Source organism: Ignavibacteriales bacterium, assembly GCA_026390795.1.
Lineage (GTDB): Bacteria > Bacteroidota > Ignavibacteria > Ignavibacteriales > Melioribacteraceae > Fen-1258.
Window position 1 is genome coordinate 1,485,436 of record JAPLFG010000003.1, and the last position, 25,451, is coordinate 1,510,886.

The 25,451-nt window shown below is 37.0% G+C and carries 25 protein-coding genes and 1 other RNA gene; 17 read left to right on the forward strand and 9 right to left on the reverse strand.

The window, feature by feature from the left end; translation table 11 throughout:
* The first annotated feature begins 7 nt into the window (after positions 1-7).
* The 5 genes from NTX65_10200 to NTX65_10220 all read left to right on the forward strand — a co-directional run bounded on the left by NTX65_10200 (position 8) and on the right by NTX65_10220 (position 4,502).
* Positions 8-379, forward strand: a complete 372-nt coding sequence (locus tag NTX65_10200) for a hypothetical protein (GenBank protein MCX6169705.1) — start codon at positions 8-10, stop codon at positions 377-379.
* A gap of 101 nt (positions 380-480) precedes the next feature.
* Positions 481-1,410, forward strand: coding sequence for a YitT family protein (locus NTX65_10205; GenBank protein MCX6169706.1), 930 nt, complete (start codon positions 481-483; stop codon positions 1,408-1,410).
* A gap of 56 nt (positions 1,411-1,466) precedes the next feature.
* A complete protein-coding gene (locus NTX65_10210; GenBank protein MCX6169707.1) occupies positions 1,467-2,465 on the forward strand; it encodes a methyltransferase in 999 nt (332 codons plus the stop codon).
* 6 nt (positions 2,466-2,471) lie between these two features.
* Complete coding sequence (locus NTX65_10215; GenBank protein MCX6169708.1) at positions 2,472-3,497, forward strand: hypothetical protein; 1,026 nt, start codon at positions 2,472-2,474, stop codon at positions 3,495-3,497.
* A gap of 138 nt (positions 3,498-3,635) precedes the next feature.
* Positions 3,636-4,502, forward strand: a complete 867-nt coding sequence (locus tag NTX65_10220; GenBank protein ID MCX6169709.1) for a polyphosphate kinase 2 family protein — start codon at positions 3,636-3,638, stop codon at positions 4,500-4,502.
* A gap of 57 nt (positions 4,503-4,559) precedes the next feature.
* Here the strand turns inward: NTX65_10220 and NTX65_10225 are convergent, their stop codons facing one another.
* From NTX65_10225 to NTX65_10240, 4 genes are all read right to left on the reverse strand, one after another.
* The gene (locus NTX65_10225) at positions 4,560-5,078 is read right to left on the reverse strand and encodes a TlpA disulfide reductase family protein (protein ID MCX6169710.1); all 519 of its coding nucleotides are present in this window, start codon (positions 5,076-5,078) and stop codon (positions 4,560-4,562) included.
* A 23-nt stretch (positions 5,079-5,101) separates the two neighbouring features.
* On the reverse strand, positions 5,102-5,662 hold the full coding sequence (locus NTX65_10230; GenBank protein ID MCX6169711.1) for a GNAT family N-acetyltransferase: 561 nt from the start codon (positions 5,660-5,662) through the stop codon (positions 5,102-5,104).
* A 5-nt stretch (positions 5,663-5,667) separates the two neighbouring features.
* On the reverse strand, positions 5,668-8,160 hold the full coding sequence (locus NTX65_10235) for a PAS domain-containing sensor histidine kinase (GenBank protein ID MCX6169712.1): 2,493 nt from the start codon (positions 8,158-8,160) through the stop codon (positions 5,668-5,670).
* Positions 8,161-8,290: 130 nt separating this feature from the next.
* Positions 8,291-9,676 (reverse strand): alpha-amylase family glycosyl hydrolase, encoded by a 1,386-nt coding sequence (locus NTX65_10240; GenBank protein MCX6169713.1) that lies wholly within the window; start codon positions 9,674-9,676, stop codon positions 8,291-8,293.
* A gap of 109 nt (positions 9,677-9,785) precedes the next feature.
* On the opposite strand from NTX65_10240, the gene NTX65_10245 reads away from it, so the two are divergent.
* The 6 genes from NTX65_10245 to ruvA all read left to right on the forward strand — a co-directional run bounded on the left by NTX65_10245 (position 9,786) and on the right by ruvA (position 15,284).
* Positions 9,786-10,922: an AI-2E family transporter gene (locus tag NTX65_10245; GenBank protein MCX6169714.1), complete on the forward strand. Its 1,137-nt coding sequence runs from the start codon at positions 9,786-9,788 to the stop codon at positions 10,920-10,922.
* Between the two features lie 194 nt (positions 10,923-11,116).
* An RNA gene (gene rnpB / locus NTX65_10250) (RNase P RNA component class A) lies at positions 11,117-11,515 on the forward strand.
* A gap of 23 nt (positions 11,516-11,538) precedes the next feature.
* Positions 11,539-13,287, forward strand: coding sequence for a single-stranded-DNA-specific exonuclease RecJ (recJ, locus tag NTX65_10255; protein ID MCX6169715.1), 1,749 nt, complete (start codon positions 11,539-11,541; stop codon positions 13,285-13,287).
* A 12-nt stretch (positions 13,288-13,299) separates the two neighbouring features.
* Entirely contained in the window at positions 13,300-14,025 is a 726-nt protein-coding gene (locus tag NTX65_10260; GenBank protein ID MCX6169716.1) for a YebC/PmpR family DNA-binding transcriptional regulator, read from the forward strand.
* 96 nt (positions 14,026-14,121) lie between these two features.
* Positions 14,122-14,658, forward strand: a complete 537-nt coding sequence (gene ruvC, locus NTX65_10265; protein MCX6169717.1) for a crossover junction endodeoxyribonuclease RuvC — start codon at positions 14,122-14,124, stop codon at positions 14,656-14,658.
* Between the two features lie 38 nt (positions 14,659-14,696).
* Positions 14,697-15,284 carry a Holliday junction branch migration protein RuvA gene (gene ruvA, locus NTX65_10270; GenBank protein ID MCX6169718.1) on the forward strand — a complete coding sequence of 196 codons (588 nt, stop codon included), beginning with the start codon at positions 14,697-14,699 and terminating at the stop codon, positions 15,282-15,284.
* A gap of 58 nt (positions 15,285-15,342) precedes the next feature.
* Here ruvA and NTX65_10275 read toward each other — a convergent pair whose 3' ends face one another.
* The gene (locus NTX65_10275; GenBank protein ID MCX6169719.1) at positions 15,343-17,430 is read right to left on the reverse strand and encodes a M56 family metallopeptidase; all 2,088 of its coding nucleotides are present in this window, start codon (positions 17,428-17,430) and stop codon (positions 15,343-15,345) included.
* Entirely contained in the window at positions 17,427-17,816 is a 390-nt protein-coding gene (locus NTX65_10280; GenBank protein ID MCX6169720.1) for a BlaI/MecI/CopY family transcriptional regulator, read from the reverse strand. The genes NTX65_10275 and NTX65_10280 overlap by 4 nt, the downstream gene beginning before the upstream one ends.
* Positions 17,817-17,982: 166 nt before the next feature.
* Between NTX65_10280 and NTX65_10285 the strand changes: the two genes are divergently transcribed.
* The 6 genes from NTX65_10285 to NTX65_10310 all read left to right on the forward strand — a co-directional run bounded on the left by NTX65_10285 (position 17,983) and on the right by NTX65_10310 (position 23,907).
* Positions 17,983-19,149, forward strand: coding sequence for a threonine synthase (locus NTX65_10285; GenBank protein ID MCX6169721.1), 1,167 nt, complete (start codon positions 17,983-17,985; stop codon positions 19,147-19,149).
* Between the two features lie 188 nt (positions 19,150-19,337).
* Positions 19,338-19,919, forward strand: coding sequence for an RNA polymerase sigma factor (locus NTX65_10290; GenBank protein ID MCX6169722.1), 582 nt, complete (start codon positions 19,338-19,340; stop codon positions 19,917-19,919).
* 82 nt (positions 19,920-20,001) lie between these two features.
* Positions 20,002-20,934: a HEAT repeat domain-containing protein gene (locus NTX65_10295; GenBank protein ID MCX6169723.1), complete on the forward strand. Its 933-nt coding sequence runs from the start codon at positions 20,002-20,004 to the stop codon at positions 20,932-20,934.
* Between the two features lies 1 nt (position 20,935).
* Positions 20,936-22,087, forward strand: a complete 1,152-nt coding sequence (locus NTX65_10300; GenBank protein MCX6169724.1) for a DUF4097 family beta strand repeat-containing protein — start codon at positions 20,936-20,938, stop codon at positions 22,085-22,087.
* A 15-nt stretch (positions 22,088-22,102) separates the two neighbouring features.
* The gene (locus NTX65_10305; GenBank protein ID MCX6169725.1) at positions 22,103-23,314 is read left to right on the forward strand and encodes a hypothetical protein; all 1,212 of its coding nucleotides are present in this window, start codon (positions 22,103-22,105) and stop codon (positions 23,312-23,314) included.
* Positions 23,315-23,331: 17 nt separating this feature from the next.
* Positions 23,332-23,907 (forward strand): TlpA disulfide reductase family protein, encoded by a 576-nt coding sequence (locus NTX65_10310; GenBank protein ID MCX6169726.1) that lies wholly within the window; start codon positions 23,332-23,334, stop codon positions 23,905-23,907.
* 84 nt (positions 23,908-23,991) lie between these two features.
* On the opposite strand, the gene NTX65_10315 is transcribed toward NTX65_10310, so the two are convergent.
* The 3 genes from NTX65_10315 to NTX65_10325 are packed head-to-tail and all read right to left on the reverse strand — an operon-like array spanning position 23,992 to position 25,443.
* A complete protein-coding gene (locus tag NTX65_10315) occupies positions 23,992-24,240 on the reverse strand; it encodes a hypothetical protein (protein ID MCX6169727.1) in 249 nt (82 codons plus the stop codon).
* Complete coding sequence (locus NTX65_10320) at positions 24,227-24,796, reverse strand: sigma-70 family RNA polymerase sigma factor (protein ID MCX6169728.1); 570 nt, start codon at positions 24,794-24,796, stop codon at positions 24,227-24,229. The genes NTX65_10315 and NTX65_10320 overlap by 14 nt, the downstream gene beginning before the upstream one ends.
* Before the next feature lie 14 nt (positions 24,797-24,810).
* The gene (locus tag NTX65_10325) at positions 24,811-25,443 is read right to left on the reverse strand and encodes a hypothetical protein (GenBank protein ID MCX6169729.1); all 633 of its coding nucleotides are present in this window, start codon (positions 25,441-25,443) and stop codon (positions 24,811-24,813) included.
* Positions 25,444-25,451: the final 8 nt, after the last annotated feature.

Here is a 25,451-nt window from a genome sequence, read left to right on the forward strand (position 1 = left end):
CGGTCGAATGACCGCCTCGTTTTTTGTACAATGCCGGCTAACCGGATCAAATTATAATATGACTGAACAAGAATTATACCCTTCGCTTGTAGAAAAACTTAACAAAGATTTTTCTCTTGCTGGTAATTCACTTCCCGCATTAGACAATCTTTCACTTATCAGAGAACATCTGATCAAAAAAGTGACCGAGTTGATTTCCAGAGATTACGACCGCTTTCTAAATAATCTTTACCGCATTGACGTGAATGAAAAAAAAGTTAGCGAAATTCTCCATTCAAAAGACCGGACAACAATTCCCGAGAAACTAGCGGATCTAATTATTGAACGCCAATTGCTGAGAGTTAAAACGCAAATGCTCTACCGAGAAGGAAAATTTTAAGACCCTGGTTAGTTGCCTAATTAGTAATTCTTTCCTTTCAAGCCGGAATTTTTCTGATTATTTTTGAGCTGGCTACTATAAAATATTTATTGTGATCTCTAATGATAAAACGATTTTTCAAAAAATATCCGGTCATCGATTATTTAGCTATTGCTTTCGGTTCGGCGATGATGGCAATCGGCATTGGGGTTTTTCTTGTTGATGCCAAAGTTGTGCCCGGCGGCGTGAGCGGACTTGCGATGGCAATTCATTATCTCACCGGACTTTCAGTTGGCATGCTGATCTGGATTTTCAACATTCCTCTTTTTTTGTGGGGATTGAAGGAACTAGGAAAACAATTCGGTGCGCGAACGTTTTTTGGCTTCACTCTGAATTCTTTATTTATTGATCTGTTCCGCGGTGACGTTCCCGGCTTTAATTACATACGCCTTCAGGATTCCGCAACAATTCAAGATTTGTACAAAAACGATTTTCTATTTCTGATTTTAATCGGTTCTGTTTTGATCGGCGTCGGACTCGGAATAATTTTCAAGTTCAAGGGAACAACCGCCGGTTCGGATATCATCGCTTCAATTTTGCATAAACGATACGGCATTAAACCTGGTCACGCAATCATGTTCACGGATTTTTTTGTAATTGCAATGGCGGGATTGATCATTGAATTTAAAAATCTTTCTCCGGATAGACCGGCGCTGGTTCTTACGTTTTATGCGCTCTTCCTTTTATTTATTTCATCAAGATTGATCGATGTTATAATTGACGGATTTGATTACGCACGCGCGGCATATATTATCTCCGATAAATTTATTGAAATCTCTGAAGCGATTATGAAAAATCTCGGACGCGGTGTAACAGCTGTTGATACACGCGGAGTTTATAAAAACATTGAACGTGAAATGCTTCTTACCGTAGTTCCGCTCCGTGAAGTAACTAAGCTGGTAGATGTTGTAAAAGAAGTAGATCCGCACGCGTTTGTAATTATTTATAATGTACACGAAGTTCTTGGCGAAGGATTTAGAAGAAGAATCTAAGATTGTTTTGAATAGATTGATTCCTAAAAATATTTTTCTAATAAATTGATACCATTATGAACCCGCCAAATCAATATCTAAAACCGGAAGAAATTCGTAACCTGGCAAATTCATTTCAACAAAGCAGAATATTGCTTACCGCAATAGAGCTTGATCTATTTACGATTCTGAATAAACAGATGCTGCCCTCAAGAGAGGTTGCGCAAAAAATTAATTGCGACGAACGGGCTACCGACCGGTTGATGAATGCGCTTGTTGCGCTCGAGTTTCTTCGCAAGGCTAAAGGAAAATTTTACAATTCGGATAATGCTGCGCAATTTTTAGTTAAGGGTAAACCGGAATTTATGGGAGGACTTTTCCATTCACTGGGTTTATGGAATACCTGGAGCTCGTTAACAGAATCGGTGAAAGCTGGAACAACCGCTGCTGAAGATAAACCATCTTCCGGAGGAATTGATTGGCTGGAATCGTTTATTGCCGCAATGCATTACCGCGGTGTTAAAGAAGCAAAGATAACTGCTATGCTGCTCGAGCTTTCTAATACTAAGAAAATGCTCGATGTCGGCGGAGGTTCGGGTGCGTTTTCGATGGAGTTTATCAAACAGAATCCGAGTATGTCGGCTGTATTGTTTGATCTTCCAGAAGTTATTCCAATTACTACCCGTTATGTTGAACAAGAAAAGATGAATGATAAAATATCTTACTTAAGCGGCAATTATCTTTTTGACGATTTTGGAAATGGATACGATTTAATTTTTCTCTCTGCAATTGTACACATCAATGGCTTTGATGAAAATAATAATCTTATTAAAAAATGTTATGACTCACTTAATGTCGGCGGACAAATAATTATTAAAGATTGGGTGATGAATGAAGATAGAACTGAACCGGCGGGAGGTGCGTTCTTCGCGCTGAATATGCTTGTCGGAACAGAGCGTGGAGATACTTACACGGAAGCGGAAATGAGAAATTGGTTCACGAATGCAGGCATTAATAAAATTGAGAGAAAAAATACAAGCTTCGGTTCTTCACTTATGATCGGACACAAGGAATAATCGAGCATGAAACAATTATTAAATAATACATTCATCGCTTTGCTCGTGATTTTAATTTCTTCATGCAGCCACAAAAAAGATATTCCGGAAACTCTCCAGAACAAATTTGAAGTGCGATCTATTTCAAATGATTTCTCGGTGCCGGCTATAAATCTAAACGAAAGACATCTTAAAGAAATTTTAATTCTTTTGCATAATAAATTCGCGGCAGCCGAGATAAAAGAATATTTCAAGCTTAGCGATAACGATTATAATTTATGCATTAACGATCTTTTTGGTGAAGGATTAATTAGAGTAACATCCAATGGTGAATTTGCGCCTTCTTGTGTGGTGATTAATTTCGAAGATGGGAATAAAATTAAAATAACTGCCGATTCGCTTGGTAAAGAAATGAGTCTTATTGCAATTGACCGGCTGGCAAAGATTAAAGAAGCATGTCAAAAAATACCGGCATTCAAAAATATTTCATTTGATGCGGCATCACTTTTTATACTTGGAAATGTAGTTCATAATTATTGGCAAATGCCGAATGTTGCAGATAAATTCATTAAAGCGGACCCGACTCACCGCGGTGCCAATAGATATTACCTGACGATCCTAGAAAATAAAATTGATAACAATTCTGAACCGTTCGACCTTTTCTCGAATAGATTTCAATTGAGCGGGAATTATATTTTCGGTTGTTACGGAAATAGATTCGCGAAATCAGATTCATTAATTAAACGCGCAGAGTTGGATAAATTGTTGAATGATAAAAATTCAGCAGTGCCTGTGTTAAACGCAAAAGATCAAAAAATGTTGAGCGATCTTGCATCAATTATTTCGCGGGACTTGATAAACTATCTTGAGCGGAACCGAACTCTCTTTGTGAAGTTGTACCTCAATTCTATTTATAAAGATCAAACATCTTTCCGGGAATGGTTTGCATGGTTTTATCAATTCATTATTACACAAACGACTAAGACATTAATTGAAAAAGGATTTATAAAACCTCCCCCGACTGAATATTCAGAGTTTATTTTTACAAAGTAAATTGAGAAGGCGAATGTTTTCGTCCCTTATTTTTCTGGGCAACTACTATCAATCAATTTTGAAATCAATCTAACTACCTACTTGATTATTCAGCTGGCTTCATATATCATCACAATGTAAAAAAAAGGATGCGGTAGCATGGACAATGAAAAGTTTAGAGTTCAAAAAGACGAGAAAATAAATCTTTCAAAATACGATACCGATTACACCGGTAAACTTGAATCGAAAGAAGAAGGTGAAGAATTACTTGAAAAAAATATCAGAAAAATGGCGGAGCTTCAAGAAAGGTTATATGCGCAGGATAAATATTCGCTCCTCATTATATTTCAGGCAATGGATGCCGCAGGTAAAGACAGCGCTATTAAACATGTGATGAGCGGACTGAATCCGCAAGGAACGCAAGTCTTCAGTTTTAAACAGCCTTCAACGGAAGAACTTAATCATGATTATATGTGGCGGACGAGCAAATCATTGCCGGAACGGGGACGCATTGGAATTTTTAACCGGTCATACTACGAAGAAGTATTAATTGTACGTGTCCACGATTTGATAAAATCGCAAAAAATTCCGGCTGAATTTATAACCAATAATATATGGGAAGATCGATTCGATCAAATCCGGAATTTTGAAAAATATCTTTATGAAAACGGAACGTACATTATAAAATTCTATTTAAACATTTCGAAAAAGGAACAAGCAAAAAGATTTTTAGAAAGAATTGATGACCCTTCTAAAAATTGGAAATTCTCCGCCGGCGATTTAACAGAACGAGATTATTGGAACAACTATATGAAATGTTACGAAGATGCAATCAGCGCCACCAGTACTAAGTTCGCGCCATGGTATATAATTCCGGCAGATAAAAAATGGTTTACACGGCTTGCAATATCCGAGGTGATAATTGAAACAATGAAAAGCATGGATTTAAAATATCCCGAAGTAAGTGAAGAGCAAAAGAAAAGTTTAGAAGTGTGTAAAGAAAAATTGCTGAATAGCAATTCGTGATTTAAGATGCTCGATAAATATTTCTAATTCCGCTACCGAGCACCTTGATTCCTTAGTTTACTTCTTTAATTCTTCCTCAATTAAAGCTATCATTTTCTCAAATTCTTTTTGAGCAAAACCGGTGCTAGCCCATTTTATCTTCCCGTCTTTACCAATAACAAAATTTCTTGGAATATATTTTGTCGCGAACTGACTATATGTCTTAGTGTCGGGGTCAAGATAGACCGGGAAAGTGTACTTATATTGCTCGATGAATTTTTTAACAACTTCTTCTTTCTCTCCGCGGGAGATGCAAAGGACCGCAAAATTTGCATTTTTAATTCTGTCGTAAATATTTTTTTGCAGAAGGGGAAGTTCTGCTTTGCATGGCGGGCACCAGGTAGCCCAGAAATTTATTAACACCACTTTATTTTTTAGCGACTCGGAAGAAAACGAATTTCCGTTTAAAGATGTTGTTGTAAACGCCGGACTATTATCGCCAACATTTTTGAGTGTTGTAGAATTAATATCATCTTGCGCAAATGTGAGCGAACTAAAAAAAACTAATAGAACAATTACCGTTAACTTTGATCTCATTTTCTCTCCAAGACTTATATTCATTATAGATAGTACCTCATAATAGGTCGTGATTTGCTTCTTCTTTCAACTTCTTTAAATCCGGCTCTTTCAAACGAGATTGGAATGCCTGTCCATGCAAAAGCCGCGGGAATATTTTTATTGTATGGAACGGTTGGATATCCTTCAAGTATTTTTACTTTTTTCTTTTTACAGTAGTTGATAACGCCATTAAGCAATTCAGTCGATAATCCTTTTCTCCGGAATTCTTTAATTATGAAAAAACATGTTATTGACCACACGGATTCATTATCAACTCTTTCTAATACACGTGAATTATCTAACCGTATAAATTTTTCTCTTGGCGCAACTGCGCACCAGCCAATCGGTCGTTTCCCAATATATGCTATTATTCCAATCTGTTCTTTTTTCTTTACCAAACCCCGCATTGTTTTTTTATTGCCAATACCTTTTTGCTTTTCAAAATCGGAGGACTTTAATCGCCAGCTCATACACCAGCATCCACCGCAAGCTCCCCGTTCACCAAATAGGTTTTCAAAATCATTCCATGTTTTTTCTGTTAAAGGTTTAAATGTAGGCGTCATAATTATCAGCCTTGATTCGAAAAGGTAACGCGAAACGTTGTTCCTTTACCCTTAACGCTTGTTGCTTTTATATTAGCTCCGTTAAGGTCGCAATATTTTTTTGCCAAAGCCAGTCCCAATCCATTGCCCTCAAAATTCCTAGTATAGCCCTGTTCTTCTCTTGTGAAAGGTGAAAACAATTTTGGCAGAAACTCACTTCCAATTCCAATCCCTGTATCAATAACATCAACATATAAATTATTGCGGGGATCTCGCCCGATTATAATATCAATTTTTCCCGTAGAAGTATATTTAATAGCGTTCTCAATTAAATGATGAAATACCTGGTTAATAGAATATTCATCGGCATCTATCATTGTCTCGGCGCTGTTATTATAAAGACCAAAAAGAATTTTTTTCTTCTCGGCAATTTTTTGAAAACTTTTATGACTCTTTTGAAGCACATCTTTCAACAGATCAATTTTTTTAGAACAGAAGGAATAAGATCCGGTTTGAAGCTCGGACATGTTAAGGATAAGCTCGACGGTTCTCATTATCCGTCTGCCTTCATCTTCTATAACATCAAATGCATTTTTCAGTTCATCATCAACTTTGTCCTGAAGTTCATCTTTCATCATTCCGGTAAAACTTAAAATCACATTCAGTGGTGTGCGGATTTCGTGGGACATCTGCGCGAGGAACTCCGATTTAAGTTTATCCGATTGTTCGGCATGTTCCTTTGCCTCAACCAGCGCTTCTTCAATTCTCTTTTTATCATTTATATCTTCAAGAGTACCTTCGTAATACAAGATGTTTCCTTCATCATCTTTAACAGCACGGGCGCTTTCCCGAACAAAAATTATTGATCCGTCCTTTTTTCTCCATTTGGTTTCGAAGCCGAATATCTTACCGTATTGCTCAAGTTCAGCTTTAAAAAATTCACGGACCTTGGGATCTATGTATGTTTCCATTGCTTCTAAGTTAGCAATTTCTTCAAATGAGCTGTAGCCAAGAATTTTTTGAAGAGTAGGGTTTGCCATAAGGATTTTACCTTCCGGAGTGGTACGGTAAATTCCGATGGTCGCATTTTCATATAATCCTCTAAACCGAAGCTCGCTTTCTCTTAATGCTTCTTCTGCATTTTTTCGTTCCGTAACGTCCTGTTTAATTTCAACGTAATAAATAATTTCGTTAGATAAATTCTTAACCGGTGTAATTGTAAATTCTTCCGTATAAAGAGAACCGTCTTTTCGTTTATTAATTATTTCTCCTCTGAAGATCTCGCCTGTTTTTACAGCATGTTCAATATACTCGTAATAGGTTTGCGGGTGCACGCCGGATTTCAGAATACTAAGGGATTTACCAAATATCTCGCTGCTTGAATAGCCTGTCAGCTTAGTAAAAGCGGAATTGACCCATATAACCTTTCCTTCGAGATCAGAAATAACAATACTATTTGCCGCCGCTTCAAGCGCATTACTCTGAAGAGAGATCTGATCTTCGCCTGTCTTTTGTTCTGTGATATCGGTAATAAAACCTTCGAGCGCAACTAATTCATCCTCATTTTCAGAAAAAATTCCAACGCCTTGTTCCCAAACCCATTTTTCATAACCGCCGGTTGTTTTAATTCTATAAACTAACTGGTAAGGTTTTCTCTCTTCAACGGCGTTTCGAACCTGTTCAAGTATCTTCTTCTTGTCGTCGGGATGAATTAGATCGTAGTAGGGAACAGATTTACCCGACATAAATTCGGTAGCTTTATATCCCGTAATTACAATGCATTTATCACTAACGAATTCGAAAGCCCATGGGCTATCAAGTCCGCACCGGTAAACCATTCCCGGTAAATTTTGAATTAGTGTATCTAACTGCCTTTGGCTTTTTTGAAGCGCTTCTTCGATGCGGGTAGTTTTTCTCAATCCCTTTTCCAGGCTGAGGTTTGCGTTTTCAATTTTGTGTATGAATGCTACCCTGCTTTTTTCGGAACGGTAAAATACGAATGCGGTGCTAAACGAAAGTATTAGACTTATTCCGATTAAAACAAATTGAGTAATTCTAAAATTATTGACCTGCGCTTTTAATATTGTATGAATTTCTTTTTCTATCTCGGCGGATCTATTTTCTATTTGATTGAAAAGATCTTCCCAATTAGCTCTTAATTCAGCTTCTTCGCTATTTCTAGCGTTGGAGGAAATTTTTAAAGAAAGCGCCCGGTAATCGAAGAGCAGAACCTGGAGTTTTTGAACACTAGATTTTAAATTTTTGTTATCGATAGAAATTGGAAGAATATTTGTGGCGTCTTTTTGTTCAAGAACAAGTACAGCATTGTATTCTACAAATTCAAGGTACTCCAAAGCGCTTCTGACTGTTTCCTGGGACGGCTGTTCAATGTTTTTGATGAATTCCGTGCGTGCCTTTAACATGTTGGATTTGATTTCGAAGGCTGAGTTTAAAAGAGTTGAATAAAAGAAATTTGTTCTGAGTCCCATAAACAAACTGAATAGAACGGTAAGCGCCATCACTAATCCGGCGCTTAGAATTAGGATATAAACGATCTTGTTGGAGGAAGATATTTTTTCTTTATGACCCATTATCTAGATAGTTTATGGAATATTATTTTATTATCATTTTATTATCGAACAATTCCCCCTAATTCTTAATGAATACCTCGTAGCCCCATGGCTCAAGAATTAATTGATACGGCGAACTTAATTGCGCACCACTGCCGGTGAAAAGATTTTTGTATGTTCCCACAAGTTTGGGATCAGAAATTGTTACCTGTTTTTTAATAGCCGAGAAATTAAAGAAGGCGGCAATCTTATTGCCATCTTTTTCTCTAACATACGCAAAAATATTTTTATCATCGGCATTAATTTTTTGAAATCCGCCGCCTGAAGAGCCGTTCCACAAAGCTTTATTTTCTTTCTTGAGTTGAAAAAGCTTTGTATAAATATCTCTCATTTTATTTTCTTTCCAATCAATTAGATCTTTTTCAAAAAAAAGTAAACGTTTATCCAACCCTGCTTCTTGACCGTTATATAAAAGCGGCATTCCCGGAAGAAGTGCAGCTGCAACAGCAAACGGTTCCGCGGCATCGCCATATCTTTCTTTATCAGATCCATTCCACGAATTTTCATCGTGATTCGATGTGAAGACCATTCTGTAAGAATCAGCCGGATATTCACTTTTCTCTTTTTCGAAATATTTGTAAAAGTCTATTGCGTCTTTTGTCCCTTTAGCACAGCCAACAAACAGATCCTTCAATTGCCAATTGTATGTCATATCAAATGCCTGGTGAAGTTCCGGTTCGTTCGCTTCCGCAAGCATAAAAATCGGTTTTATTGCTTCAAGCTGCGGGCGAACCCATTTCCAAAAATCAAGTGGAACCATTGCCGCTACATCGCAGCGGAAGCCATCAATATCGCACTGTTCAATCCAAAATTTCATCGCATCACGCATCGAGTTCCATAATTCTTTATTGCTGTAATCTAATGAGATGACATCTGTCCAATCGAAAGGGGAAACATGATTTCCATTTTTATCTTTCTTGTAATAATCGGGGTGAGTTTTAGTCCAAACATTATCCCATGAAGTATGATTAGCAACCCAATCAATAATTACATGCATCCCCAGCGCATGAGTTTGACCAACCAAAGTTTTAAAATCTTCTAATGTTCCAAACTCGGGATTTATTGCTGTATAATCTTTAACGGAATAATAACTTCCGAGAGAACCTTTTCTATTTAATTCCCCAATCGGATTAATTGGCATGAACCATAGAATTCCAATTCCCATTTTACTTAGGCTGGGTAATGTTTGAGCGAAAGCATTAAATGTTCCTTCGGGTGTATATTGCCTTACATTCACTTCGTATATTGTTGAATTGACGCTCCAGACAGGATGAGTTAGCAAAGAACTCTTATTCGATTCGGTGAGATTCTTATCCCTCTCGCCATTTGCCAAAATGGAAAAGGCAATAAATGAAAAGAGAATAACGAGAAGGTTATTTTTTATTTTAAAGAATTGCCTAGTCATTAACTATCTCCTTGTTAAGAATTGAAATCGTGTATGAATTTAGCTAAAAATTCACGTTATATAAATTCATTTTTAGTAAATTATCTATAGTAAAAATAGAAATTAGACTATGAAGAAATCACTTGGCGACCCAGTCGTAAAATTTTTTGTTTCCTTTATCGGTTTATTTTTTATCTGCGTTGTGCTTAAAGAACTTCAGCACATTTTTATTCCCCTTGTAATTGCATACTTACTTTTTTTCTTTTTTGAGCCGTTGAACGAATTTTTAAAATCAAAAAAAATACCGTTGCCGATAATAATATTCATCGACCTTTTGCTGACAACTTCTTTATTCTACGGAATTTCCAAAATAATTATTGATCGGTTCATAGCATTCAGTTCACAATTTCCAATGTACGAAGCAAAACTTAATCATATAATTAGCTCGTCGGCAGTGTCTTTGGGATTAAAGAACAGGCTGCTTACTCACTTTAACATCTCTAAAATTATTCAATCTGTTGATGTGGGCGATTTGGCTAGCGGTGTTTTCTCTTCCACCCTATCCGTGATTGTTGCTGTATTGCTCGTATTTTTCTTTTTTATTTTTATCAACAGCGGACACGATAAAATTTTTGAAGCTATCAGAATGCGATATGTTGAAAAAGGAGTTCGGTCTTCATTAAAAAAAATTAGGCGGGGAACTAAAATTAATATAACAGAAACAATAGATGCCGGAGAGACCGATCTTGAAACGATGACTATACAGAGAGAAATAAAACTTCAGAAGACAATAAAAGATATCACCGAGCAAGTTCAAAAATATGTAATTACTAAATTGTTGATTAGTTTATCGGTCGGTGTGATTGTCGGTTTTATTTTATGGCTCTTTAAGATCGAGTTTTTTATTATCTGGGCATTTCTTGCCTTTCTATTAAATTTCATTCCTAATGTCGGGTCTGTGATTGCTGTAATTCTTCCCGCATTGATGGCGCTTGTACAATATGAATCTTTCGGGTACGCGGCGTTGCTTGCCGCGGTAATAATCGTTGTGCAGAATATAATCGGCAACATAATAGAGCCCAAAATATTCGGTGACCGTCTAGGATTGAATCCGCTTGTAATTCTTCTTTCTCTTTTAATCTGGGGCTATATTTGGGGAATTGTAGGAATGTTTCTGGCGGTTCCGCTAACTGCAATTGGAAAAATTATCATGTCAAACGCAACCTCAAAAAACATGCGTTTCATTACTAGTCTTATGGGCAGTTAATAGGATGGTATAATTGAATACTGGACATATAGAATCATTATTAGTAGATCAAACCTCTAAATAAACTCATGAATGTGGAAATACGAATAAAGTATAAGCAGAATTTTTGCTGATGCACCGGCTTACATTTTTTGTTATATTTACCCCAGTTGAAAATAAATTGTTAAATAATAATAAGTAGAAGAACAGCAGATGATTCATGTTGGGCAGTTGCTATTTAAGGAGTATCTTCTTGAATAGAGGAAAGTCCGAACTCCGCAGAACGAAGTGCCGGGTAACACCCGGGATTCTCATATTGTGGGAATACGGAAAGTGCCACAGAAAAAATACCGCTCCGGGCTTGTCTTGGAGTAAGGGTGAAATGGCAGGGTAAGAGCCTACCGCGTCGGTGGTAACATCGGCGGCAGGGTAAACCACACTTGGTGCAAGGTCAAGCAGAAGATTTTCTGTAGGGTTCGCCCTCAGACAAGGTTGTTCGCTTTGAATATCTTCGGGTAGACTGCTAGATCCCGGAAGTAATTTCGGGACGAGACAAATAACTGCTACCCCGATTAATCGGGGAACAAAATTCGGCTTACATGCATGAATCATCTGGTACTCTTCTCTAGAAGGTACCATGCAAAACAAACGCTGGAACTTAAAAGAAGCGCCGGACGAAAAAATTACTCTTGCGCTGGCTGATAGTTTAAATGTCTCAAATATTCTTGCCAATCTTTTAATACAACGGGGCATTACAAATTTCTACGAAGCAAAAAATTATTTCCGCCCTTCCCTTGAAACACTTCACGATCCCTTCTTAATGAATGGAATGCATGAGGCAACTCAACGGGTAATTCATGCTCTTACACATAATGAAAAAATTTGTGTATACGGAGATTACGATGTTGACGGGACTTGTTCCGCAGCATTGATGTATCTTTTTTTGAAAGACCTTGGAGCTGAAGTAGAAACATATATTCCTAACCGTCTTACCGAAGGTTACGGTGTTTCGATAACTAGTATTGATATTCTTAAAGAACACAATGTCGGTCTAATCATTACTGTTGATTGCGGAATAACTGCCGTTGAAGAAATTGATTATGCAAATTCTCTCGGGATTGAAACTATAGTTTGTGATCATCACCAATCGAAAGAAAAAATTCCGAATGCATATGCAGTTTTGGATCCCATTAAACCGGGCTGTAATTATCCGTTCAAACACCTTTCTGGTGCCGGAGTTGGTTTTAAACTTGCGAGTGCAGTTGGCGAACGAATTGGAAAAAAAGAATTAGCACTTAAGTATCTTGATCTTGTTGCGCTTGCGGGCGCGGCAGATATTGTCCCGTTGGTTGATGAAAATAGAGTTCTTGTAAAAGAAGGACTTGATCTCATCAACACAAATCCGCGTCCCGGAATTGTTGCGCTATTAAAAAGTGCGCGTATGGAACCGGGAAATCTTAATGCTGGACAAATTGTTTTCACTATAGCACCCCGTATTAATGCTGTTGGAAGACTCGGTGATGCTAATCGCGCTGTTGAGCTTTTCACGACTGACGATCCACAGCGAGCATTGGAACTAGCTCAGGTTCTTGAAGACGAAAACACGGAACGCAGAAAAATTGACGAGATGACTTTCTCTCATGCGATGCAATTAGTTGATTCCGAAATTAATATGGATTCCGACCTCGGCATAGTTTTGCATTATGACGATTGGCATCCCGGTGTTATTGGAATAGTTGCATCTCGTCTGGTAGAGAAATTTCATCGTCCGGCTGTGATGTTAACCACTATCGATGGAGTTGCAAAAGGTTCAGCGCGTAGTATCCATGGATTTAATATTTATGAAGCGCTCCAAAGTTGTGAAGATTTATTATTACAATTTGGAGGACATGAAGCAGCAGCAGGTCTTGCAATTGAAATTGAAAAATTGGATGAGTTCAAAGAAAGATTTAATTTCATACTTCGTCAAAACATGACGGCAGAAAATAAACTGCACGAACTTCACATTGATACAAAACTTTCGTTCTCCGAAATTTCTCCGAAATTTATCCGTGTGCTCGATCAATTTGCTCCGTTTGGACCGGGAAATATGCGTCCTGTTTTTATGAGTGAAAATGTTACTGTTGTAAACTCACCAAGAATTGTAGGCATTAATCATATTGTTACAAGTTTACGCCAGAACGGAAATGAAAAAGTTTTTGATGCGATCGGTTTTAACCTTGGCGCCTTCGTTTCCATTATTGATAAAGGTAAAGATTTGATTGATATTGTGTACACAATTGAGTCGGTTCAAAAGGAAGGAAAAACCTATCCTCAAATTCGTATTAAAGATATTCATATAAAAGAAAACCAGGCTGTTTCACAAAGTTCAAACGGAAATTCATAAGGGAGAATCTTTATGTCGGGTCACTCCAAATGGGCAACTATAAAAAGAAAGAAAGGAGCCCTTGACGCTAAACGCGGAAAAATTTTTACTAGACTGATTAGAGAAATTACAATTGCCGCGCGGCAAGCCGGCGGAGATCCGGATGGCAATCCAAGATTACGTCTTGCAATTGATAACGCAAAATCGGCAAATATGCCCGCCGATAATATTGAACGCGCAATTAAAAAAGCCACCGGCGAACTCGATGGTTCTCAAATTTCCGAATTGACTTATGAAGGATATGGACCGGGAGGAGTAGCGCTTCTTATTGAAGTAGCTACAGATAATAAAAATAGAACTGTCGCAGAAATCCGTCACATTTTTAGTCGTGGTTTAGGCAATATGGGCGAGACCGGTTCGGTTGCATGGATGTTCGAGCGTAAAGGAATTATTACTCTTAAACGCGATGGAAAAAGTGAAGATGATTTGATGGAAATTATTCTAGATGCAGGTGCCGACGACCTTACTTCCGAAGAAGATTTTTTTGAAGTAACAACTACTATGGAAAATTTTGAAACGGTTAGAAAAAAAATAATCGAAAATAAATTAATTGTTGAAAACGCCTCTCTGCAATGGATAGCAAAAAATAGTGCTCCAATTAAAGGTGATGACGCTGAAAAATTGATGAAATTGATTGAAGCTTTGGAAGAGAGCGATGATGTTCAGAATGTTTTTTCAAATGCGGATTTTATTGAATAAAGGATAAAGGAACGCAGATTGTTAAGATTTTTTATGATTATTTAAGATCATAACAAATCATAATAATCATAAATATCAGCGTTCTATTAAAAATATATGAGAATACTCGGCGTTGATCCAGGAACAATTTTTACAGGCTACGGGATAATTGATTTTGACAGCAATGAACTGAAATATGTCTCTGCGGGAGTTATCAAAATCTCCGTTACAAAAGAGATGCCTCCGCGCCTTCAAACGATTTACGATGATCTCAATAAATTAATAAAACAATTCAAACCGGATGAGTTTGCTCTTGAAACTGCTTTCTACGGAAAGAATGTTCAGTCGGCATTAAAGATCGGTTATGCACGCGGTGTTTCAATGCTGGTTGCAATACATAACGATCTAGCAATAAAAGAATATTCGCCACGCGAAATAAAAAAAGCTGTAGTCGGCAACGGCGCTTCATCAAAAGACCAAGTGCAGTTCATGATCAAAAAACTTTTAGCCATTCGAAAAACCAAGATGAAATTTGATGAAAGCGATGCATTGGCGGTTGCAATCTGTCATGCTTTTAAAATGAATTCATTTTCAAAAAAAAGTAAGAACTGGAAAGAATTTATTGCAGAAAATCCGGATAGAGTAATTGAATAACAAATTGTATTTTGTCAACAAGTAATTTCTAAAAACTTATGATCGGTTACCTGCACGGAAAAATAATATCGAAAAAACCAACAAAACTTTTGATTGATGTTAACGGCGTTGGTTACATTGTAAATATTTCAATCACCACATTCGAAAAGATTGCAGATAAAGAAGAAGCTTCTCTCTTTACATACCTAAGCGTGCGTGAATCAGCAATGGACCTCTTCGGATTCTATACGATGGCGGAAAAAGAGATGTTTGAATTACTCATCGGCGTCAGCGGCATTGGACCAAAATCCGCCCAAAGCATATTATCCGGAATTCAAATTGAAGATTTGAAAGACGCGCTCAAAAGCGGAAACGTATCAAGATTAATTTCAATTCCCGGTATCGGCAGAAAAACCGCGGAAAGAATGGTGATTGAATTACGAGATAAAGTTGAATCGGTTGCCGAAATAATTGACGGCGTTTCTTTCAACAAATCGACTGTTCCCGGAGATGCTATTGCGGCGCTAATTAATCTTGGCTATAATCAAAAAGTTGCAGAACGAATGGTGCGGGCTATTTCCGATAAGACTCCGGATATTTCGATTGAAGAGTTGATAAAGGAAGCGTTGGTAAATCTTAACAAGTAAAACAGCATTCAGTTCCCGCTCCATTAAGAGAAGAGGGAACTGAACTTAGAATATTGAACTAATCATTAATTCTGAACTTCTGATCCCCGGTTATTTCCCTTCCAAAATATTTCTTGTAAAGCTCTAAATATTTTTTGTGAAGCTCCGGTGAAACTTTTTTCCCGGCGACAATCATTTCATCTTTTGAAAGAGTAAAATCATCGAGATCGTCTCCTTCTTTAATCAAGTTATCTTTTACTAGCTCATCTTTGGTGGCGTGTATAAACTCTTTTAACTTTTTCATTTCCACTTTCAGGTTATCCATATTTACTTTTAAATCGCTCATACTTTTCTTAAACTTATCACTGCCGGGTCCGTTTTCCTTCATCTCTTTGTTGAATTTTTCCATGTTTACCTTAAAATCTTTCATATCAACTTTCCAATTAGCCATCTCTTTGCTGAATTTTTCCTTCCAATCCTTCATGGACTCTTTGAATTCTTCGTTGTTGAATTCTGTACTATCCCAGCCATGTTTAAATTCTTTCATATCAATCCGCGGGACATGAATTGGGGGAATGTGAATTTTCGGCATATGTTTCATATGGCGGGCAAGATTTTCTTGAACATTATATTGAATCTCCTTTGCCATTTTTTTCCATTGAGTTGTATCCATATCCGGTATATTAACGGAGATGTCCGGGATCGCCGGCATCTCAAAGTCAAAATCATAATTATAATCAAAATTATGACTGCCTCTGAATTTTTTCATCTTTTCCTTGAATACTTTCATTTTCTCTTTATAATCTTTCATGTTTTCGCGGAATTCTTTCATCGACGAATCATATTCGTTAAGTCTATCATTTACCATTGTATCATATTTCGGCAATTCCTTTTCGTCAACTTTCTCACCGTCAATAGATAGATCCTCAAGCTTACCGTTATTTAATTTCGCTTTGTATCTCTTATCATCATCGGAGAACTTAAGAGTGCGCTTTCCTTTTTTGATGGAAGTTGTATCACGGTCAAAAGTTGTATTGCACGAAGGGTCTGTAAAAATATTATTGCCGGCAAACGAAAGCGGGTTTACAAAAGATGCCGCAATTACACTGTGTGTATTTTCTTTTGCCGAAGAAGTTGAATAAACGGATGCTGCTGCTATGATTAAAAGCAGAACTGCAAATGCCGTGAACTTAACTCCGTACGATGTAATCTTATTGTTCGAGTTCATTCTATTTATCCTCCTGAATAATTGATTTTTCTTTCCTATCACCGCAAGTGCAATTTCGTTTTCTTCGGAACAAATTTGCTGAAGATTGTAAAGCGCCTTGAAGTAGATTAACGAACCGCCGCACAATTTTAATGTGAGATCATCACAGCAATTTTCTCTTTCATTTTTGATCGTTGATGAAATCCACCAGACAGCCGGATGGTAAAAGAAAATTGTTTCAATGAATGTTTGGACAAGGTTAATTAAAAAATCATAACGTTTTATATGCGCTAATTCGTGAATAATTATTGCTTCAACTTGTTCTTGCGGTAAACCGCTTATCATTCCGATTGGAAGAAGAATCAAGGGTTTCAAATAACCAATTGTAATAGGTGTTTTCACCTGTTCGGATTCGAAAATCTGAACAAGTTTTTTCAATTTGAATCTGGCGGTAAGTTCTTCCAACCTATAAAACCAAGGATCATCTACGGGGCTAATCCCTTTAGATCGCAATCGTTGTACATAAAAAACTCCACCGGCAAATCGAAAAGAGAAAACGAAAAATCCTAAAAACCAAATGGTGACAATCATTGGTAAGTTTTGTGCGAAATAAGATTTCAATAAACCGGTAAGGTCTTCATTTGAATTTGGTGCGGCTGAATCCGGCTGTTCCGAAACATTTGAACCAGTATTAGAAGCGGATGCAGATTCAAATCTTTCTGAATTGCTAATAGCATTTGAGCTGTAAACTTGTGTAAATGTAATTATTGAAATTCCGAACATAAAAAAGAGAGCGGTAACCGTGAGGTTATAACGAAGCTGCGCGCTTTTTTTGCCGGTCATTAATAATACTCCGGCAAGTAAAACTGAAATTACCGCACCCTGCCAGAGAGAATGAAAAATAGTCCAGCCGATTGCTTTTATAAATTCTTCCGGGATTAATTCGTAAATGATAGTCATTTCCGTTCCCTTTCGATTTGATTCAACAACTCTTTTATTTTTTTCAATTCTTCTTTTGATGGCTGAGAATTACCAAGAGCCTGCATTACAAGATTTGCGGCAGATCCGCTGAATGCCGTTACCAATAGTTTATCAAGTAAAACTTTTTGTATTTCGTCCTGATTAATTGCCGCCTTATAAACGTGGCTTCTTTCATTTTCATCCCGCACCACAAGATTTTTCTCAAACATAATTTGAAGCATCTTTAAAGTAGTTGTGTAACCGCTCTCTTTTTTCTCGTTCAATTTTTCGTTAACAGATTTAACTGTAGAAGCGCCGTTTTCCCAAAGTATTCTAAGGATTTCAAGTTCTGAATCTGTTGGTTTCGGTGTCTGTTTCTTTGTCATCTCAAATCCTTTTGCTTTTCAACCCTTGAGACGCCATGTTCATACGAAAAGTTTCGTAGTTCGATAAAAAATTTTTTCCTTTCTAATTCATTAAAAACGCAATATTTCTTTACAAATAACGGATATGGACTTATTTTGAAACCGTCTTCTAAAAAGGAATCTGTTTATGAGCTATTTCTCTCACCTGGAATGCGGTTATTGCGGAAAAATTTACGATAAAGATAAAATTTGGAATTTATGCCCCGAGTGTGGAAAGCCACTACTTGCTAGATATGATATGCAATCGGCACAGAAAGAATTTGCAAAAGATAAATTGAAGGATAGAGAATCAACTCTTTGGCGGTACCACGAAATGCTTCCAATTATTGATCAACAATTTAAGTTATCACTGGGAGAAGGATTTACACCTTTGATTAAGGCATCGCGGCTTGGTAAAGAAATTGGAATGAAGAATGTTTTTATAAAAGATGAAGGGCTCAACCCGACAACTTCATTCAAAGCGCGGGGACTTTGTTTGGCAATTTCGAAAGCCAATGAATTTGGAATTAAAGAAGTCTCGATTCCATCAGCGGGAAATGCTGCGGGAGCTATGAGTGCTTATGCTGCGTTAGCTGGAATGAAATCATTTGTGTTTATGCCGAAGGATGTACCGCTTCCATTTATTTCTGAATGTAAAGCTTTGGGTGCCGAAGTCACTTTAGTTGATGGACTTATAACCGACTGCGGTAAATTAGCAGCAGAAGGAGTTAAAAAATTCGGAAGGTTTGATGTATCTACCTTGAAAGAACCATACCGGATTGAAGGGAAAAAAACAATGGGGTATGAAGTTGCCGAACAAATGAACTGGAATCTGCCCGATGTTATTATTTATCCAACCGGAGGAGGTACAGGACTAATTGGAATGTGGAAAGCATTTGATGAAATGGAAAAATTAGGATGGATTGGTTCAAAAAGACCTCGGATGGTTACGGTTCAATCAACCGGATGCGCGCCGATAGTAAAAGCATTTGACGATGGTAAACAATTTGCCGAGATGTGGAGCGGGGCAAAAACAATCGCCGATGGTTTACGTGTACCGGCGGCAGTAGGAGATTTTTTGATTCTTCGCGCAATAAGAGAAAGTAACGGAACCGCTATTGCCGTAAGTGATGAAGAAATTTTTGAATCAACAAATATAATTGGAAGAACTGAAGGGATTTTTGCCGCACCGGAAGGCGGCGCAGCACTTGCCGCATTAAAAAATCTGCTGAAAATGAACTGGGTAAATAATGATGAATCGGTTGTTCTGTTCAATACGGGAAGCGGGCATAAGTATATGAATCTCTGGAAATGAGAATGACTTGAGAAACAGTTACTATTTATCAAATGAATTATCATGACATAATCTCAGATTCAATTTTCGTTCCCGCATTCCTAATTAAATATTCGATTTCTTCATTCTATTAAAAAGCAACTTTTTCTCTCTTTGCAGGACAACCTTTTATTATAACACAAAGTCTAAACAACCAGAAGTAATACAGAATGAGTTTGAGCGACAATCAATTAATAATTAACGCACAACAAGGCGACATGGCAGCTTTTGAAGAGTTGGTATACCGTTACGACCGGCATGTTATAAACATCGCCAAATCTTTTCGTAACAACGATGATGATGCTAAGGATATCTACCAGGAAGTATTTATGCGTGTTTACCGCGGACTTAAAAACTTCCGGTTCAAAAGCGAGTTCTCAACATGGATTTTTAGAATTACAACAAACGTCTGTATTACTCATCAATCTAGAAAGAAAGATCATGAATCGATACACAAAGAAATTTATTCCGGCGATGAGAACTCAACAACACTTGCGGAAACACTTACCGACAATAAATTATCTGATGAGCTTACGGTAGGAAAAGATATTTCAAAACATATTAACAAGGCATTGAACGAACTTCCGCCGCAGCAGAAGATGGTTTTTACATTAAAATATTTTGAAGAATATAAGATTCGAGAAATAGCGGAAATGATGCAATGCAGCGAAGGAGCCGTTAAGAAATATCTCTTTACAGCAACTCACAAAATGAGAGACCGATTGAAAAATGTTATGAGAGATGTAAGATGACGGTCGTTGTCATTCCGGACTTGATCCGGAATCTATTATCAGATGCTGAAACAAGTTCGGCATGACAGTTAAAGGAGAAAGAATGAACAGAGAAAAATTCATAGAACAAGTTTACCTCTATCTATTGGATGAACTTCAAGATAAAGAAAGAATTGAACTTGAAAATGCGATGATGGAAGAAAATCAGTTAAGAGAAGAATTCGAGAAGATCAAAAATGAATTCACTTTAATTGCGAAGAGTAAACCGTCCGAAGCCGATGAACGCTTACTGATCAACTCACGTCAGTCATTACTGAGAAAAATCAGACAATCATCAAACGAAACTTCTTTTATGCCGGATTTAATTGAAAGAGTTAGATTCTACTTCTACCGCAATCATAGTTTGGTTTTGGGCGGAGCCGTTACTTTGATCGCGAGTATTGGAATTGCTTATATGATGTTCTTAAAAACAGCACAATATCCATCAATTCTAAATAAACAGGCAACCGTCAACACCCCACAAGAGAACACAATTTCCGAGACGAATAATGATAAACAGATGTCAAACAACTTTGACTCTCCAAGTTTTGAAAAAAGAAACATTAATAAAAGCGGCTTATATGAATCGCTGATTAAGGCTCTTCTTGAAGGCTCAAACGACGGCATCAGAATAAAAAGCATTAGCGCAATCTCAAATCAAGTAACAAGTGAAACTTTTAAGCCGGATCTAAAAATTAAGAACGCGTTAATTGCGGCGCTCAAAAAAGATAAAAACCCGGCTGTAAGAAGAGAAGCTTTGCTCGCTTTACAAAATTATCCCTTTGATGACCAGATCCGGGATGTAATGCTAAATGTACTTTCAAAGGATAAAAATTCCGGAATTCGTGTTGCGGCAATAAATGCGCTGGCTGATTGGAATCATAGGCAGAATATTATAGATGAAGTTTTAAAACAAGAATTAACAAAACAATCACAAGTTCAAAAAAATTCGTTTGTTAAAATACGAGCGGCTTCTATTTTGAAGGAGATAGAATAATATGAAAAGTAAAAAATATTTACTCGCATTTGCAGCAGTCTTATTACTGACGACAAATATGCTGTATGCAGCCAGCCGGGAAGATGGAAAAACCAAGTCATTCAAAGTCTCCAAAGGCGGAAAATTAAATGTTGATCTCATGGCTGGCGGAATTATTATACAAACATGGGATAAGGATGAAATACTTATTTCAGTTGAAGGTCTTAGCGACGACACATTTAAAAAACTTGAAACGGAGATGAAAGGAAACGAACTCTTCGTAAAATTTGATAATGATGAAGACGATACCGAAGATGAAATAACCTTTACATTCACCGTACCGGCAAAGTTTAATCTTGATCTCAAGACTATGGGCGGAGATGTTTCACTGCAGAACAATGTTGATGGATCTGTGACAATTGATACTTATGGCGGCGAGATTAGTTCAAAGAATATAGTTGGTTCTGCTAAAGTTGAAACAAAGGGAGGAGATATTAACCTCAATGAAATAGCCGGTGATTGCGACGTCAATACCTACGGCGGCGATATTTCGATCGGTTCTATTAACGGTAAAAACGCAAAGGTTTCTACTAACGGCGGGGATATTAAAATTAAAAATTCCAAAGCAGGTGTAAACGCTAAAACTTATGGCGGCGACATAAATGTTGGTGAATTAGGTGGTGATTCGGATTTGGTAACTTATGGCGGAGATGTAACGGTCAACTTTTCATCGGGAAATCTTAATATGGAATCATCAGGTGGCAATTTAATGCTGAATAGCGCCAAAGGAATAATCAAAGCAAAGACAAGCGGCGGAGATATTGATTTTAAAAAAGTGGACGGAAGCGTTGATCTAAAAACCATGTCTGGATCAATAGCTATCGGACTTAATCCGGCTGCAAATAGTGAAAGCAAAATCACTACAAATATGGGCTCAATTGATTTAACTCTTTCTTCATCAGCAAATGTTACGGTGGATGCCCGCATACATGTTCAAGGTGGATGGAAGTACTCAAAAGATGATTATAAAATTCACTCAGATTTTGATTCCCAATCTTACAATTTAGATGATAAAGCTCGTGATATAGTTGGCATTTACAAGATCAACGGCGGCAGCAGTAAAATTTATTTGAAGTCTGTTAATGATGAGATCAAAATTAAAAAAGGTTTATAACTAAAGGAGAAAGAAATGAAAAAGTTTGCAGTAATTATTTTACTAGGAATTTTAGGATTGATTTTTATTGCCGCTGTTCCGGCGAGCACGAATGTCTTTAAAAATAAAAAAGGTAATTCAGAGAAGAATCTTTCTTCTGACAACAAAGAAATCAAAAAAGAATTTCAAGTTAAAGCCGGAGGCAAATTAAATTTTGATCTAAAGTCGGGTGCTTCTATTACTGCCGAAGGATGGGATAAAGAACTCGTTAGTGTCGAAGTTCAGCTAAGCGGACGAGATGCCGATAATGTGGAATTCGAATTCAGTCAAAGCGGAAATGATGTAAAAGTTGAATCTGACTATAAAGAAAAGAGTAAACACAATAGCACAAATATAAAAGTGCTGGTTATGATGCCGCGAAAGTATAATATTGAATTTACAACAACAGGTGGCTCTATCAATTTAAAAAAAGCTGAAGGTGAATTTGAAGGAACCACTATGGGCGGAGCTATTAGTATGTCCGATCTTAAAGGAACAGCGAAAATGAAAACAATGGGCGGCTCAATTAATGTAGAGAGATGTGATCTTGACGGCAAGGTTGAAACGATGGGTGGATCAATTGATGTTGATGATCTCATCGGAACTTTAGATTTATCAACTATGGGCGGAAGCATAAAACAAAACAATGTTAGAGGAAGAAATAATTCATCCGGTAAAGAAATAACAATTTCCACCATGGGCGGATCTATTGAAGTTGATCAAGCGATGAATGGTGCCAAAGTAAAAACTATGGGCGGGCCAATTACTATTAATAAAGCTGCTAAATTTATTGACGCCGAAACGATGGGCGGCAACATTGAAGTAAAAGAGATCAACGGCTGGATCAAAGCAAAAACAATGGGCGGTGATGTTAATGTAAAAATGGTTGGCAATCCAAATGAAGGAAAGAGAGATGTCTCTCTTCAATCGATGGGCGGAGATATTACGCTTACTGTTCCGGAAGGATTATCAATGGATATTGAAATTGAAATCGCTTATGCAAAAGACAAAAAAGTGAAATCCGATGATGAATTTAACAAGTTAAAAATAGTTAGTGATTTTCCGGTTAAAGAAGAGAGAACGAAAGAGTGGGATAACTCTAAAGGCTCTCCTAGAAAATATGTTTATGGAACTGGAACGATCAACGGCGGAAAAAATAAAATCAAGATTAAAACTATCAATGGAAATGTTTACTTGAAAAAAAGCTGATGCTTAGGAGACGATTGATGAACAAGAGATTATTTCTGATAATTATTTTATTTTTTTCCGGATTGATTTACGGTCAAAAATCGGAAATTATTGGTTCCGCACCATCCAAATTGGAAATTGCACCATTGGATGAAAAAGATTCTGCCTACATGGATTTGTTAAATATGAAAGATGAAGTAGTACTTTTGGATTTTTGGGCTACATGGTGCAGTCCATGCATACAAGCTTTTCCGCATATGAATGATCTTGTTGAAAAGTATAAGGACAAAAAGTTAAAAGTAATTTCAATTACGTATGAACCGGAAAGTAAAATTATTCCGCTCTTGAAGAAAAATAGATTGAACACGATTATAGCAATGGACAATGATTTCCGCACATTCAGGAAATACAACGCATGGGCAATTCCAAATATCATTTTAATTGGCAGAGATGGAAAAATTTCTGGAAGAATTCATCCTAATCAATTGAATGAAAAAGTAATTGATGATCTTCTGAACGGAAGAATTCCCGATGTTGAGCAAACACCGGAAAATTTGTTTAAACCGGATGAAGCGGAAAAATATTTCAGATCGACGTTGGAAGAGAAAAAGTAATTTCTTATTAATGCTAAAATTAAAAACCCGGTCCGGAATAAACCGAAGCGGGTTTTTTATTATACGGAAACAATTAATTATTGGTCAATCACCCTGCCGGTCGCTTAATCCCAAGCAATCCATTAATCTATTGTGTGCATCTTCAGAGACTGTAACGTTGTATTTTTTATAAAACTCGATTGTTGTTTCCACAGATTTGAAATAATGTTTGCAGCTCTCACAATTTTCTAGATGAGCTTTAATTGAAACGCACTTTGACGAATTTAATTCCTCGCCAAGATTATCGCAGATGTGCGCCATCACATCTTTACAGATAGGTTTATTCTCGCTCATATTTAAATCTCTCATTTAATTCATCTCTTAAAAATGCTCTCGCCCTGTGCAGGCGCGATTTTACAGCCGGAATTGACAACTCTACCATTTTTGCCGTTTCTTCAGTTGATAATCCTTCAACATCCCGAAGCATAAATACAATTCTGTAATCGGCTGGAAGTTTTTCAATTGCCTTATCTAAAATGGCTTTCAATTCATTGCTTTCTGCAACTTTATCGGGAGTCACTTTCCAATCGGCAATGCTTTTTTCGTCGATTTTAGCATCTTCATCCTCAAATGAAGCAAATTCATATTTACCGGCTGAACGCGCAAGCATTAGACAATGATTCGAAACAACACGGTAGAGCCATGTAGAAAGTTTCGATTCTCCGCTGAACTGTTTTATATTTTTCACCATGCTCAAAAATGTTTCCTGCATGGTATTTTCTGCTTTTTCTTTATTCCTGCAAATCTTAAAAGAGAAATTGAAAACAGTTTGTTCGTAAAGTTTTACAAGCTCGGTCAAAGCTTTTTTGTCACCGTGTTGAGCTTGTTCAATAAGTTTTAGTTCGTCCATATCATTTGATGCTTTTATTTTAGTTGAGATTCACCTTTTGTATCTAAACTGCGCCATAAATAAAGACTTGCAACCGAGCAGTATGGATGCCAACCGTTGTTTTTAGCGATTGAATGGATTGTTTTATCTTCCGGTAATTTTTTCAAGCGGTAATTTACCATTATAGACTTACGAATACCAAGATCGCCAACAGGAAGAACATTCAACCTTCCCAGAGTAAAAATTAAAAACATGTGGGATGTCCAAATTCCGATTCCTTTTACTTTTGTAAGTTCTGCGATGATTTCGTCATCCGACATTTTTGAAAAACCTTTTAATTTTAGTTCGCCGGAAATAATTTTTTGCGAAAGATCTTTTACATATTTCACCTTCGAATTTGATAATCCAACCGAACGCAATACCAGGTCATCTGTTTGTAGAACTAGATCCGGTAAAGGATTATTGTTGAAAAGATTTAAAAACCTTTTCTCAATTGAAGCCGCTGCATAGACGGATAATTGCTGCCCGATAATAGAACAGAGCAGCAATTCAAAATATTTCTTATGACTTGTTAAATTGATAATGCCAAAGTTTTTTATTATTGTTGAGAGCACCTTATCGTGTTTGGAAAGGTGTTTGACGGCAAGAGCTATTTCGCTTTTGGGCATAAATTACC